Annotated in this window: 14 protein-coding genes; 6 read left to right on the forward strand and 8 right to left on the reverse strand. The window is 71.7% G+C overall.

Going from position 1 to position 12,655, the window contains the following annotated elements; translation table 11 throughout:
• Positions 1–50 precede the first annotated feature (50 nt).
• The 3 genes from nrdI to MUG78_RS01075 all read right to left on the reverse strand — a co-directional run bounded on the left by nrdI (position 51) and on the right by MUG78_RS01075 (position 1,728).
• Complete coding sequence (gene nrdI / locus MUG78_RS01065) at positions 51–518, reverse strand: class Ib ribonucleoside-diphosphate reductase assembly flavoprotein NrdI (RefSeq protein WP_246996731.1); 468 nt, start codon at positions 516–518, stop codon at positions 51–53.
• A 109-nt stretch (positions 519–627) separates the two neighbouring features.
• On the reverse strand, positions 628–861 hold the full coding sequence (gene nrdH, locus MUG78_RS01070; RefSeq protein ID WP_246991388.1) for a glutaredoxin-like protein NrdH: 234 nt from the start codon (positions 859–861) through the stop codon (positions 628–630).
• A 309-nt stretch (positions 862–1,170) separates the two neighbouring features.
• On the reverse strand, positions 1,171–1,728 hold the full coding sequence (locus MUG78_RS01075; protein ID WP_246991389.1) for an NAD(P)H-dependent oxidoreductase: 558 nt from the start codon (positions 1,726–1,728) through the stop codon (positions 1,171–1,173).
• Positions 1,729–1,886: 158 nt separating this feature from the next.
• Between MUG78_RS01075 and MUG78_RS01080 the strand changes: the two genes are divergently transcribed.
• The gene (locus MUG78_RS01080) at positions 1,887–2,522 is read left to right on the forward strand and encodes a TetR/AcrR family transcriptional regulator (protein ID WP_246991390.1); all 636 of its coding nucleotides are present in this window, start codon (positions 1,887–1,889) and stop codon (positions 2,520–2,522) included.
• Positions 2,523–2,542: 20 nt separating this feature from the next.
• Here MUG78_RS01080 and eccB read toward each other — a convergent pair whose 3' ends face one another.
• Positions 2,543–3,910, reverse strand: coding sequence for a type VII secretion protein EccB (gene eccB / locus MUG78_RS01085; RefSeq protein ID WP_246991391.1), 1,368 nt, complete (start codon positions 3,908–3,910; stop codon positions 2,543–2,545).
• 141 nt (positions 3,911–4,051) lie between these two features.
• Between eccB and MUG78_RS01090 the strand changes: the two genes are divergently transcribed.
• Complete coding sequence (locus MUG78_RS01090) at positions 4,052–5,386, forward strand: type VII secretion protein EccE (RefSeq protein ID WP_246991392.1); 1,335 nt, start codon at positions 4,052–4,054, stop codon at positions 5,384–5,386.
• A gap of 97 nt (positions 5,387–5,483) precedes the next feature.
• On the opposite strand, the gene manA is transcribed toward MUG78_RS01090, so the two are convergent.
• From manA to MUG78_RS01105, 3 genes are read right to left on the reverse strand one after another with little or no spacing between them, the layout of a single operon-like run.
• Positions 5,484–6,725 carry a mannose-6-phosphate isomerase, class I gene (gene manA / locus MUG78_RS01095; protein ID WP_246991393.1) on the reverse strand — a complete coding sequence of 414 codons (1,242 nt, stop codon included), beginning with the start codon at positions 6,723–6,725 and terminating at the stop codon, positions 5,484–5,486.
• A gap of 43 nt (positions 6,726–6,768) precedes the next feature.
• Positions 6,769–7,896, reverse strand: coding sequence for a hypothetical protein (locus tag MUG78_RS01100; RefSeq protein ID WP_246991394.1), 1,128 nt, complete (start codon positions 7,894–7,896; stop codon positions 6,769–6,771).
• A 25-nt stretch (positions 7,897–7,921) separates the two neighbouring features.
• Positions 7,922–8,362 (reverse strand): DUF3499 domain-containing protein, encoded by a 441-nt coding sequence (locus tag MUG78_RS01105; RefSeq protein ID WP_246991395.1) that lies wholly within the window; start codon positions 8,360–8,362, stop codon positions 7,922–7,924.
• 85 nt (positions 8,363–8,447) lie between these two features.
• Between MUG78_RS01105 and MUG78_RS01110 the strand changes: the two genes are divergently transcribed.
• The gene (locus MUG78_RS01110) at positions 8,448–8,939 is read left to right on the forward strand and encodes a metallopeptidase family protein (protein WP_246991396.1); all 492 of its coding nucleotides are present in this window, start codon (positions 8,448–8,450) and stop codon (positions 8,937–8,939) included.
• A 113-nt stretch (positions 8,940–9,052) separates the two neighbouring features.
• Here MUG78_RS01110 and MUG78_RS01115 read toward each other — a convergent pair whose 3' ends face one another.
• Positions 9,053–9,391, reverse strand: coding sequence for a WhiB family transcriptional regulator (locus MUG78_RS01115; RefSeq protein WP_246991398.1), 339 nt, complete (start codon positions 9,389–9,391; stop codon positions 9,053–9,055).
• A gap of 289 nt (positions 9,392–9,680) precedes the next feature.
• On the opposite strand from MUG78_RS01115, the gene cofD reads away from it, so the two are divergent.
• Genes cofD through MUG78_RS01130 form a run of 3 tightly spaced genes read left to right on the forward strand, consistent with a single transcriptional unit; the run spans position 9,681 to position 12,639 of the window.
• Positions 9,681–10,688, forward strand: coding sequence for a 2-phospho-L-lactate transferase (cofD, locus tag MUG78_RS01120; protein WP_246991399.1), 1,008 nt, complete (start codon positions 9,681–9,683; stop codon positions 10,686–10,688).
• 26 nt (positions 10,689–10,714) lie between these two features.
• Complete coding sequence (locus MUG78_RS01125; RefSeq protein WP_246996733.1) at positions 10,715–12,067, forward strand: coenzyme F420-0:L-glutamate ligase; 1,353 nt, start codon at positions 10,715–10,717, stop codon at positions 12,065–12,067.
• Positions 12,067–12,639, forward strand: coding sequence for an NUDIX hydrolase (locus MUG78_RS01130; protein WP_246991400.1), 573 nt, complete (start codon positions 12,067–12,069; stop codon positions 12,637–12,639). The genes MUG78_RS01125 and MUG78_RS01130 overlap by 1 nt, the downstream gene beginning before the upstream one ends.
• The last annotated feature ends 16 nt before the right edge of the window (positions 12,640–12,655 follow it).

Raw genomic sequence — 12,655 nt, forward strand, 5'->3', positions numbered from 1 at the left:
CATGAAGGGATATTGCGAGTTGACGACTGAAGCTGGACGACCGCGAGCGGTCAGCGACTGAACGCGGGGCCGACGGCGAACGCGGTGAGACCGGCGCGGACGCGTTCGACGTCCTCGGCGGTGCCCATCAATTCGAAGCGGTACAGGTAGGGCACATCGCATTTGGCGGCGATGATGTCACCGGCCACGCAGAAGTCCTCGCCGAAGTTGGTGTTGCCTGCGGCCAGGACCCCGCGGATGAAGGACCGGTTGCGGGGATTGTTGAGGAAGCGGATCACCTGCTTGGGCACGTGACCACCGCTCTTGCCCGTGTCGGATCCGGCCCGGCGTCCCATGGCGATGGACTTGCCGCCGCCGTAGGTCGGGCTGATCAACACGTAGGGCTCGTCGACTTCGAAGGCACCCTCGGGGTCGTGCAGCGGGATCCGCCGCGACCGACCGCCGAGTTTATCGACGAACCTCCGGGTGTTCTCCGAGACCGAGGAGAAGTAGACGATCAGCGGCAGTGCGCCGCCGATCGCATCTCCCGGTCCGGAAGCGTTCTCCGCACCACCGACTCCCCGGCTCGATGAGCCGGTATGCACGGAATCCCGTGCAGAGGCGACGACGGACACGACGATCGCCTCCTTACGCTGCGCGAGCGGCGACGGCCTTGATGCGTTCCGGGCGGAAGCCCGACCAGTGCTCGTCGTCGACGACGACGACGGGCGCCTGCAGGTAGCCGAGGGCCATCACGTAGTCGCGGGCTTCGTCGTCGAGGCTGATGTCGACGACGTCGTAGGACAGACCGTGCTTGTCGAGCGCCTTGTAGGTGGCATTGCACTGCACACAGGCCGGCTTGGTGTAGACGGTGATAGCCATTGCGGACTCCTCGCAAACAGTTCGAACGCGGAAACTGACAGGTCGTCCGGCGGCTTCTCCATGAAGAATGACCACCGTGTGGTTTCAGGTGCTCCGCGCACCTGATCCGCACTGCGGGCTGTTCCCCCCGTCGGACAACCAGAACACTACCCCTTGTGTCCGACATTTCCTCACACCACAAGAACTTGTGAATAACAATCGTGAAAGACCCAGGTCGACGACGAGTAATCCACAGCCCCTCCCGGCGTGTCTCGGCGTGTTGGGCGTGTCGCCCACACCCGCCCGACCGCGCCGCGCCGGCGGCGTCGATCAGACCGCGCCGACGAGCTCCCCGAGCAGTCCGTCGAGCACACCGGCGACCTGCTGGGCCAGCAGCTCGTCGCCCTCCGCGCCGCCCAGGACCTCGCCGGCGAGGATGCCGAGTTCGACGGTCTCGATCACGGTGGCGCCGGCGATGCCGACGGCCTTGCGGGCATCCTCGCGGGCCCACGTCCCGGCGTAGCGACCGAGGGCCGAGCCGATCACGGCGACCTGCCGGCTGCTCAGCGCGCACTCGCCGAACGGGCGCGACAGCCAGTCGATGGCGTTCTTGAGGACCGCGGGCAGCCCGCCGTTGTACTCCGGGGTCACCATCAGCACCGCGTCGGCGGCACCGACCTGTGCGCGCAGCGCGTCGACGGCCGCGCCGCGCACACCGTCCACGTCGAGGTCTTCGTTGTAGAACGGCAGCGTGTCCAGGCCCTCCACGATCTGCACGTCCACCCCTTCCCCGGCCTGCTCGGCGACGAGGCGGGCGATGCGCCGGTTGATCGAGTCGCGACGAAGGCTGCCGACCAGAACGACGACGGTGCGGGAGGTAAGGGACATGCGGGAACTCCTCGAGAGTTGCGAAGGGGCGCGATGCACAGATCGCAGAACAGCGATCGTGCGAACACGATGACCCCCCTACAACAAAACCGCGACGCGAAGTCGTCCCGCCGCGACGGTGAGTCCGGTCACCCGCCCGGTCGGGATATCCTCGGGCCATGACTTCCGACCGCGGACCCATCCTGGCGCTGCAGATCGTGCCGGATGCCGCCGCGGGGCCCGAACGGGCCGACGCCGCACGCAACCGGCAACTGCTGCTGGCCGCCGCCAAATCCCTGATCGACGACCACGGCGCCGCCGCCGTCACGATGGACGCGGTGGCCCGGGCCGCCGGCGTCGGCAAGGGCACCGTGTTCCGCCGGTTCGGCAACCGCACCGGTCTGATGATGGCGCTGCTGGATCATTCCGAGTTGGAACTGCAGCAGAACTTCCTGTCCGGCCCGCAGCCGCTCGGACCGGGCGCGCCCGCGCTCGACCGGCTGATCGCCTACGGTCGCGCCCGCCTCAAGATGACCGTCGACCACCTCGACATCCTGTTGGAGGCCGGGGCCGACGATCCGGATCGGCTGAGCCACCCGGTGTGGGCGATGTCCACCCGGCACGTGCAGTACCTCCTCGGCGAGCTGGGCTATGCGGGCAATCTCGCCACGGTCGCCGTCGCGGTGCAGGCGCCCATCGAGGCCATCGCCGTCCGCCACCAGCTCGACGTGCTCGGCATGACCCCCGCGGCGCTAGCCGACGATTGGGAGCAGATGATCCGCGTCCTCGCCGCGGGTCTGTCCACGCGCTCCTGACCGCTGCCCCGCCGGGGAAATCAGCGGGGCAGATCGCGCTCGACGAGCGCGGACTCCCGTGCCAACTGCGGCCCCGCCGGCAACAGCGACAGCACCGGCCACGGTGCCGGGCGCGCCGCCGTCGGCAGCCCCAGGACGGTGCCCACGTCCTCGCCCACCAAGCGGTAGCGGACGCCGGCGTCGGTCACGTAATACTGGGCACCCGCCACTTCGACCCGTTCGCCGGTCCCCGGTCGCAGATACGCGCCGTCGAGCGCGGGTCCGTCGCCGTCGCCGGCCCGCAGTCCCACCACGCGCGCTCCGGTCGGCAACGGCAGTCGCTCGGTGACCGTCAGGGATTCGCGCGCCGCCGCGCTCGATCCCGCGTACTCCCATCGGCGGCACAGCACCGCTCCGGCCGGAGTGAGGGCGACGGGTCCGGCGGGAAAGTGCTCGAGCGGCAGCCGGTGCACCACCGGCACCCTGCTCAACACACCCGGCGACACCTCCCGCACCGATCCCGCCGAGCCGACGTCGGCGCCCCGCAACGCTTCGGCAGCCGCCACCGACAGCGGCTGCACGCCCTCGGCCAGGACTACGAAGTAGGACGCCCGGCCGTCGACGCCGAGCAGCCGGATCACCGTGCCGACCGGCTCGGCGCGTAGCGCCCCCGGCCCCGGCCCGCCGCGGCCGGCGATCTCCGGCACCGCGAGTTCGGGCTCGGCCGGGAACGCGTTGAGCAGCGCCGGACTGATCGGCCGGGCAGTGGCGCCGTCGATGCCGAGTGCCCGTCGCACCGCCGTCGACGAGGGCTGCACCCGAGCGCGCACCGGACGCCACCCACCGCGCTGTTGCTGCTGGTAGAGAAGCCATTCACCCGACCCCGACCGCACCAGAGCGCCCGTCGGGCTCGGTGCCGGATCCGCGGCGAGGGTCCCGGCGACCACCGCGGTGCCGCCGGCGGGGTCGTCGCACACCGACCACGACGACACCGCCCGGTCCGCCGGGCCCGGCAGGGCGACCGGCGCGCCGGGGATGCCCAGCGCCGATCCGCGCGGATAGCGGCTCACCGCGCTCTGGGCCACCGTCTTGGCCGGCAACGGTTCGCCCACCACCAGGCGGGCCGACGCGAGATTGGGTACCGGATGCATCACGTCGTCGACGAGGACGTAGAGCCCGCCCGCGTCGGAGGTCACGATCTTGGCCTGTGCCACCGACGGGGCCGGCGCGATCAGCCCGTAGATCCCCGCTCCGGCGACCACCAGCAGCGCCACCACGGCACCGGCGATCAGCGCGCGGAATTGGGATCGCATCGGATCGTGCAGCATGCGCGCGTCGCGGCGCACCAACGCGTGCTCGGCGCGTGCGAGCCCGAACCGGTATCCGCTGACTTGCGCGCGCGTCGTCATCTGTCTCGACACTCGACCCCCCGATCGAATCCCCCCGGTCAATCCCGTGCTGCACACCGTAGTGCGGCAGTAGGGTGACGCCAGGCGCTTTCGGGGAATGCGCCGAGGATTGCCGCAATGTCGCTCGGGGGAGGCAGACACATGCAGAGACGTCGATCAGTGCCGCCGGTCCGGCACGGCATCGGGCCGGGATCCGCGCCGTTCGACGTGCCGTGCCCGGAGGGCTTCCTCGGCGTCCAGTACCTCGACGGCACCCTCGTCACCGTGCTGGCCGTGCGGCCCGCCCCGCCCACTCCGCACCGCCTCGCCGCGCCGTGGTCGGCCGGCGACGGCCTCCCCGGCATCGCGGGGAATACGTTGCGGCAGTGGATGACTCGGCCCGAGGGTGCGGCCACGGTGATCACCGTGATGACCGAAGGCCACAGCGGTCCGCGCCACGGCCCCGCGGCCGCCGCGTATCGCACCCTCACCGGACCGCTGTCGATCGCCGGCAGCCGCCGTGTGCACGTGGTGCTCGCCTTCGCTCCCCTGGACCACCCCGAGTTGGTCGCAGGCTACGGCTCCGGTACCGCGGCGGCGTTGCGGGCGTGCCGATCGATCACGCGCCGATTCGCGGCGCTCCTCGCCGCCGACGGTGTGGCGACGACCGCGTTGACCGCGGCCGAGCTGACCGATTTCACCACCGTCCAGCACGCGCGCGGCCCCGCCTTCACCGTGCTGCCGAGCGCACCGACCGGACTCCCGGAAGCACTGGAGTCCGTGTGGCGGGCAGCGGGCGCGGGAACCACCGCGGTCCAGTGCCTGGTTCGCGCCGACGGTCCGGTGGTGCGGGCCCGCGTCCGGCTCCCCGCCGCGGCCGCCGAGCCCGCAGTCGGGGCGTCGCACGGCTGGCAGCCCCTGCCCGCAGACCGCCCGCCGCTGCCGGGCACCGCCTGGCCCGAGGCACCCCTGGACCGATCCGTCGACACGCTGGCGGACACCGTTCTTCCGTGCGACGGCGCCGGGCCGATCGTCGGCGCCGACCGGCACGGCCGACCGGTGACCCTGCGGCTGGCCGGTCCCGACGTTCCGCTCGCCGAGATCTCCGGCGACCTGACCGCCGCGCAACGTCTGGTGGCACGACTGGTCGCCGTCGGCGGCGGGGCCGCCGTCTTCACCGACCGGCCGCGCCGGTGGGCCGGGTTGATCGACGCCGTGGCCGATCCGCGCCTGCTCCACCCGGCCTCCGACGGTCCGGCGACGCTGCTCGTCGACGATCGTCCCGACCACCGACTGGGACCGCTCGCCGGCTGCACGGTGCTGCGTCTGACCGAGCCCGGACCGGTGGCATCCGCCGACGTCCCGGCGTGGCGAGCCGACCCGGACGATCCGGACCGCGCGACGGTCACCGGCGGCGGCCGATCGCTGCGGATCCGCCCAGTCAGCACCCCCGCCGAGGACGCGTTCGTACGCGCATCGATCCCGGTGAACGGCTAGGCCGAGACGCGCCGCGTATCGAGTGGGCAACAGAGTGTGAGGTTGTGGTGCGCTGAGCGCCACAACCTCACACTCTGGTCGGCGAGAGAGTCCGGCGCTATGCGCCGGGATCGAGCGGCACCCGCGACCGGAAGAAGATCGTGTGCGCGGAGCCGGCATGCACGGTCACGTCCGGATCGTCGTCGGATACCCAGAGCGCCTCGCCCTGGGACACCACGCGGCGTTCGCCGTCGGCCACGTCCACCTCGATCCGGCCCGCGGTGACGGTCAGGATCTGCGGTCCGGGCATGTCGAAGCTGATGCTCGACGGCAACCGCAGCCCGGTGCCGTCGAGTTCGATGCGCGACAACAGGAACTCCGGTGCCGGCGTGAGATAGATGCGTTCGGCGCCGACGGAGCGGACCGCGGGCATCAGGGTGTCCCGCGAGACCGGTCGGAAATCGAGCACGCGCAGCAGCTCGGGCACGTCGATGTGCTTGGGGGTCAGTCCGCCGCGCAGGACGTTGTCCGAGTTCGCCATCGCCTCGATGGCCGTGCCCCGCAGATAGGCGTGCAGGTTGCCGGCCGGAAGATAGATCGCCTCGCCCGCACGCATGCGCAGGAAGTTCAGCAGGAGCGCGGCCAGCACACCGGGATCGTTGGGATACGCCTCGCCCAGTTCCAGCACCGCGCGCAACTCGTCCGCGAAGCGCGTCTCACCGCGACCCAGCACCGCGACGGCGCCGTTGAGCACCTCCGGGACCAGCTCGATGATCACTCGCTCGGGCAGCGTCAGCCAGGTGGTGAAGACCGCGCGCAGGCCGTCCGCATCGGGCGAACCGGCCAGCATGCCGAGGGCCGAATCGAGCCCGGGGACCTGCAGACTGCGCAGCAGCTCCACCGTCTCGTGCGGATCCCGGAACCCGGCCAGCGCCTCGAAGTCGTCCTCGAGGGCGACCACGATCTCCGGCTTGTGCCATGAATCGCGGTAGTTGCGGCGCGGATCATCCGCGGCCAGCCCGGCCCGATTCTCCGCGTCGAAACCCGCCCGGGCCTGCTCGGCGCTCGGATGCGCCTGCAACGACAGGGCCTCGTCGGCGGCCAGGATCTTGACCAGGAACGGCAGCCGCGCGTCGTAGGTCTCGGCGGTGGGTGCGCCGAGCGCGGCCACCGGATCGGCGTCGATCATCGACAGCAGATCCTCCGATTCGCCGTCCAGACGCGCCGGCGACGCCGGATGGGCACCGAACCACAGCTCGGCTTCGGGATGCGCCGACGGCGACGGCCTCCCCTGCAACTCGGCGATCGCCGTCCGCGATCCCCACGCGTACGGACGGATCATCCCCGCAAGTACCTTCATGCCGTTCTCCTGTCCTTCTCCCCTGCGGCCGCCGGCCGGCTCCTCACACGTCTGCTTCGGCTAAGGCCGCGTAGGCGGCTGCCAATTGGGCCCGGACGACCACCACCAAGTACGCGGTCAGGTCCGCCGGTGTGTCGACCACCGTCTCCGCTCCGCCTCGCGGTGGCAACTCGTCGAGGCCGAGCTCCTCGGTCTGCTCGGTGACGATGTCGATCTCCCGGCCGCCGAGGCGCCGGGCCAGCGCCCCGGACCGATCGGCGGTGCTGACCCAGAACCCGCGCAGCGGCTCGCTCGGCGCCGGTCCGTCGAACTCCGGGTCGTAGAAGAGCGAGTCGACGGCGCCGCCGGACGCGGTCGACGCGGTCAGGGCGGCCAGGGCGCGCGGTTCGTCGGCGACCGCCCCGGTGCGCACAGCGATGTCGAAGAAGGCGGCGGCCACCGCAGCGGCCACCGCGGCCGCGCCGGGGGTGTCCCCGACCCAGACCAGCCGGTGCCCGGCGGTCCGCAGCGCCAACAGTTTGGCCTGATTGTGAAAACTCTCCTGGCCGGGATGGTCGGCGGCCGCCTCGGCGTCGAGGTGCTCGGCGACCTCGGCGAGCGCCGGTGCCGCGGGGGTCAGACGCACGGTCGTCAACCCGGTCAACACCGCCACCAGCGCCGCGACCTGCCCGGCGAAGACGAAACGCGGATCGATCGGCAGGCGCGGCGACAGGTCGACGAACGTCATCGCTCCGGGCCGGCCGACACCGGCGGCCTCGCGCAGCGGTCCCTCCAGCGGCGCCGCCACCACCACTTCGGCACGACGACGCGCGGCCCGCGCCAACGCGTCGGAGAGCTGCGGGTCGCCGGCATCCGCGCCGAGCACCACCACCACGTCCAACGGTCCGATCCAGCCCGGGAGCGTCGGAGCGACCACGATCGGAACGTCGATGCGGGCGGCGAAGACCGCGGTCACCAGGGCGGCGGCGCGCACCGACAGGGCCGACGAACCGGTCACCACCACCACCGCGCGGGGGCGGAGATCGGCGAGCGGTTCGAGGACGCCTTCGGCCTGTGCTTCGGCCACCGCGCGGACCTGCGCGCCGGCCATCGCGGCGGCGTGCAGAAGACCGTGGCGGTCAGCGGAGTGCAAGAACTCCGTGTCGTCGAGAACTTCGATGGTTACCGGCATGAATCACACGACTCGGGGCGCGCGATCAGTCGACCGGATCCGGCAGCACGCGCAGATGTCCGCGGCGGCCGGGTCGGGGGCCCGGCGCCGGTGCCGCGGGAACGGCCCGGCGATCGGCGCGATGGCGCCCCGGATTCGAGTCGTCGCTGTCGACGCGCGCGGTGAACGAGGGCATCGGCGGCAGGCCGGCGCGTGCGGCACCGCCCGCTTCGCGCACCACGTCGGCCAGCGCGGTCAGTTCCTCGTCCTCGGCGGGCTGGACGAACTCCCGCTCACTGCGGAGCAGTTCCCACCCGCGCGGCACGGTGATGCGATCGGCGTGATCGGAGCACAGATCCCACGAATGCGGTTCGTCGGGACCGGCCAACGGGCCGATCACGGCGGTCGATTCCGCATACACGAAGGTCAGGGTCGCCACAGCGAGGCGCGAGCACCCGGGACGGCAGCACTGACGGGGAGCATTCACACCGAGCAGCCTATCGCGCAGGGACGTTGTACCCGGCATCGACACGCAAACCGGGCGGCCCCCTCGGGGGCACTAGACTCGTGACATGCGCTTTCATCCGGCCGATCACCTGGAGCTTCTGCGCCCGCCGCGCCCCGCACGCGACCGCCGCGGCCGCGGACTGCGCAGCCCGGTGCTGCCGCCCCATCTCCCCGCCTACCGCACCCGCGCCGGCGAGTTCGACCACACGGCGGTGATCGCCTTCGCCGAGATCGATCGACTCTGGCACGAGCGCCTGACCGGACTGGATGTGGCGGTCGACGACATCCCCCGCATGATTCCGCGAGACCTGGAGACCGTGCAGTGGCCGGAGGAGGTCACCGCCGACGGCCCGGTGCCGCTGGCCCGCCTGATCCCCGCCGGGGTGGACGAGGCCGGACGTCCGACGCGCGCGCAACTCATCCTCTTCCGGCGACCGCTGGAGCTGCGGGCCCGGCACGACGACCTCCCGGACATCCTGCGCGAGGTGCTGATCCAGCAGGTCGCCACCTACCTCGGAGTGGACGAGGAGACCGTCGAGCAGGGCCCGGAGAACTGACGCTCCAGGAGAACTCGAACCGGCGACGGGGCCACCGTAGCCACCGACGCCGACGGGCCCGGCAGATCAGTGATCTGCCGGGCCCGTCGACAAGTTTCAGTAGTGGCGGCTACTCAGATGATGCCGCGCTTGAGGCGTCGTCGCTCCCGCTCGGAGAGTCCGCCCCAAATGCCGAAGCGCTCATCGTTGCCGAGTGCGTACTCCAGGCATTCCGCCTTCACTTCGCAGCCGTGGCAGATGCGCTTGGCTTCCCGCGTCGATCCGCCCTTCTCCGGGAAGAACGCCTCGGGATCGGTCTGCGCGCAGAGCGCACGATCCTGCCACTCGTCCTCGACCGCTTCGAAGTAGGCGTCGAGTTCGCCACGAACCAGCGAAAGATGGCTGCTGTCGCCGACGAAGACCGACGACGACGTCGTGTTTCCGAATGGATCACCATTCCCCGCAAAGGTCATTCCTGCCCTCCCTGCTCGATGATCAGTGCCGGTGTCCTTCAACAATGTGATCTGGCCCCCACCTCAGCCCTTGTCAAGGAACCAACGGCAAGAATCACACTCCTGTGATTACACACGGAACCGACCGCGAAAATCAAGCGAACGGCGAAGTTTCCTTGATATCACCCGCCACCGACGAGGCCCGGGATGCACTCTCGTATCAGGAGCATGATCGGCGTGTCGCGCCCGAGCTCCGCCGCCGCCCCGCCCGATCGTCCGTTCCCCGAGCCGCCGCCGTAGGGTGAACGCTGTGAAGGTGACGGTACTGGTCGGGGGCGTCGGCGGCGCCCGGTTCCTGCAGGGTGTGCGCGAAGTCTTCGGCCCCACACCCTTCCCCGCGACGGGCGAGTCTGCGGGGGGCCCGCACGAGGTCACCGCGGTGGTGAACGTCGGCGACGATGCCTGGATGCACGGCGTCCGCATCTGTCCCGACCTGGACACCTGCATGTACACCCTCGGCGACGGCATCGACACCGAACGGGGCTGGGGGCGCCGCGGCGAGACCTTCCACGCGAAGGAGGAGTTGGCCGCCTACGGCGCCGATCCGGACTGGTTCGGACTCGGCGACCGCGATCTGGCCACGCACCTGCTCCGCACCCAGATGCTCGACGCCGGCTACCGCCTGTCCGACATCACCGCCGCCCTGTCCAAGCGCTGGCAGCCCGGTGTCCGGCTGCTGCCGGTGACCGACGATCGGCACGAGACGCACGTGCTGATCGACGCCCCCGGCGGCGAGCCGGGCGAGCGGGTGGCGATCCACTTCCAGGAGTGGTGGGTGCGCCACCGCGCCCAGGTGCCCACGCACGGCTTCGTCCAGGTCGACGGCAACGCCGCCCCGGCCCCCGGGGTCGTCGAGGCGATCAACGACGCCGACGTGGTGCTGCTGGCGCCCAGCAACCCGGTGGTCTCCATCGGCGCGATCACCAGCGTCCCCGGGATCCGCTCGGCGCTGCGCAACACGACCGCTCCCGTGGTCGGCATCAGCCCGGTGATCGACGATCGGCCGCTGCGCGGCATGGCCGACGAATGTCTGTCGGTGATCGGCGTGGACACCACCGCGCGCGCCATCGCCGAGCACTACGGCGCCCGCAGCGGCAACGGTCTGCTCGACGGCTGGCTGGTGGCCCCCGGCGATGCCGCGGCCGCCGACCCGGTCCCGGGCATCGCGATCGCCGCCGCGCCCCTGCTGATGACCGACCCGGTCGCCACCGCGGACATGGTGCGCGCCGCCTGTGCCTTGGTCGGAGTGCAGCTGTGACCGCTGCCGATCCGCCGCTCGCCCCCATGGATCACCGTGCTCCCGTGGATCACCGCGCCACCGGGACGGTCGAGATCCGGCCGGTCACCGGGCTCGGTGAGTTCACTCCCGACAGCGACCTGGCCGCCGAACTGCTGGCCGCCGCACCGTGGATCGCCGACGGCGACGTGGTGGTGGTGACCAGCAAGGTGTTCTCCAAGATCGAAGACCGGCTGGTCCCCGCCCCGACCGACCCCGAGGCGCGAGATGCCCTGCGCCGCAAGCTGATCGTCGACGAAGCGGTGCGTGTCGTCGCGCGGCGCGACGAACTCCTGATCACCGCGAACCGCAACGGACTGGTGCAGGCCGCCGCGGGCATCGACGCGTCGAACGTCGCCGGGGACCAACTGGCCCTGCTGCCCGTCGATCCCGACGCCAGCGCCGCCGGCCTGCGCGCCGCCCTGGCCGCCCGCGGCCGTCGGGTGGCGGTTCTCGTCACCGACACGATGGGCCGCGCCTGGCGGGCCGGCCAGACCGACGTGGCCATCGGCGCGGCCGGGATCGCCGTCCGGCACGCCTACGACGGCACCGTCGACCCGTACGGAAACCTGTTGCGCGTCACCGACATCGCGGTGGCCGACGAACTGGCGGCCGCCGCCGATCTGGTCAAGGGCAAGGCCGCCGGCGTACCGGTGGCCGTGGTCCGCGGCCTGACGCCGACCGACGACGGCAGCGCGGCCCGCGACCTGGTGCGCGATCCCGCGTCGGACCTGTTCCGCCTCGGCACCGACGACGCCCTCGCCCAGGGGCGCACCGAGGCGCTGCGGACACGACGGTCGGTGCGCACGTTCGCCCCCGGCCCGGTGGACCCGGACGTGATGCACGCGGCCTTCGCCGAAGCGCTCACCGCACCGGCCCCGCACCACACCCATCCGGTGCGCTTCCTGTGGGTCCGCGACCCCGCCCGTCGTCGCGCACTGCTCGACGCGATGGCCGACGACTGGCGCGCCGACCTGACCGGCGACGGCAAGACCGCCGAGTCGATCGCCAAGCGCGTGGCCCGCGGCCAGATCCTCTACGACGCACCGGAACTCGTGATTCCGGTGCTGACCCGCGACGGCATGCACGACTACCCGGACGCGCGCCGCACGGACGCCGAGACCACCATGTTCACCGTCGCCGCGGGCGCCGCCGTGGGCTACCTCCTGGTGGCGCTGTCGACGCGCGGCGTCGGCAGCTGCTGGATCGGTTCGACGATCTTCGCCGCCCCCACCGTGCGGCGGGTGCTGGATCTGCCGGCCGACTGGGCGCCGCTGGGCGCGGTGGCCGTCGGCCGTCCGGAAACCGAGAGCGCCCTGCGGGCCGCCGCCGCCACCGAAGGACTGGTGATCGAGCTGTGATGATTCCCAACACCCGTGCCGCACTGGCGGAGTGGGCCGCACCCGACGCCGAGCAGGACTCGCTGCGCCACGCCTACCTCGCCTTCCTCGACGCGGCCCCGAATCCGTGCGAGCGGGCTTGTGTCCCCGGGCATCTGACGGGCTCGGCGATCGTCTTCGATGCGACCGGTGAGCACGTCCTGCTGACGCTGCACCCGCGGGTCGGCAAATGGGTGCAGCTGGGCGGGCACTGCGAACCGGAGGACACCGGTATCGACGCGGCCGCCCTGCGTGAAGCCACCGAGGAATCGGGGCTGCCCGATCTGGTGCTGTCCCCGGGCCCCGTGCACCTGCACACCCACCCGATCACCTGCTCGCTGGGACAGCCCACCCGGCACCTGGACGTCCGCTACGCCGCGGTGGCACCGTCCACCGCGGACGGCACGCCGCCGACACCGGTGCGCAGCAGCGAGTCGACGGACCTCGCGTGGTGGCCGGTCGACGCCCTGCCCGCGGAGGTCGACGCCGAGTCGGTGCCGACCCTCATCGCCTTCGGTCGGTCCGCGCTGCGGGACGCCGGTCTCCTCCCCTGACCCGGCACCCGAACAA

Origin of the sequence: Gordonia alkaliphila, assembly GCF_023017165.1 — a bacterium.
Lineage (GTDB): Bacteria > Actinomycetota > Actinomycetes > Mycobacteriales > Mycobacteriaceae > Gordonia > Gordonia alkaliphila.

What these genes read in the sequence shown, in the direction of transcription:
- MUG78_RS01090 (WP_246991392.1), top strand. Translation starts at nt 4,052, where the DNA reads ATGCAGAGACGTCGATCAGTGCCGCCGGTCCGGCACGGCATCGGGCCG.
- MUG78_RS01115 (WP_246991398.1), bottom strand. Translation starts at nt 9,391, where the DNA reads ATGACCTTTGCGGGGAATGGTGATCCATTCGGAAACACGACGTCGTCG.
- MUG78_RS01125 (WP_246996733.1), top strand. Translation starts at nt 10,715, where the DNA reads ATGGATCACCGTGCTCCCGTGGATCACCGCGCCACCGGGACGGTCGAG.
- manA (WP_246991393.1), bottom strand. Translation starts at nt 6,725, where the DNA reads ATGAAGGTACTTGCGGGGATGATCCGTCCGTACGCGTGGGGATCGCGG.
- MUG78_RS01100 (WP_246991394.1), bottom strand. Translation starts at nt 7,896, where the DNA reads ATGCCGGTAACCATCGAAGTTCTCGACGACACGGAGTTCTTGCACTCC.
- MUG78_RS01110 (WP_246991396.1), top strand. Translation starts at nt 8,448, where the DNA reads ATGCGCTTTCATCCGGCCGATCACCTGGAGCTTCTGCGCCCGCCGCGC.
- MUG78_RS01075 (WP_246991389.1), bottom strand. Translation starts at nt 1,728, where the DNA reads ATGTCCCTTACCTCCCGCACCGTCGTCGTTCTGGTCGGCAGCCTTCGT.
- nrdH (WP_246991388.1), bottom strand. Translation starts at nt 861, where the DNA reads ATGGCTATCACCGTCTACACCAAGCCGGCCTGTGTGCAGTGCAATGCC.
- MUG78_RS01080 (WP_246991390.1), top strand. Translation starts at nt 1,887, where the DNA reads ATGACTTCCGACCGCGGACCCATCCTGGCGCTGCAGATCGTGCCGGAT.
- MUG78_RS01130 (WP_246991400.1), top strand. Translation starts at nt 12,067, where the DNA reads ATGATTCCCAACACCCGTGCCGCACTGGCGGAGTGGGCCGCACCCGAC.
- eccB (WP_246991391.1), bottom strand. Translation starts at nt 3,910, where the DNA reads ATGACGACGCGCGCGCAAGTCAGCGGATACCGGTTCGGGCTCGCACGC.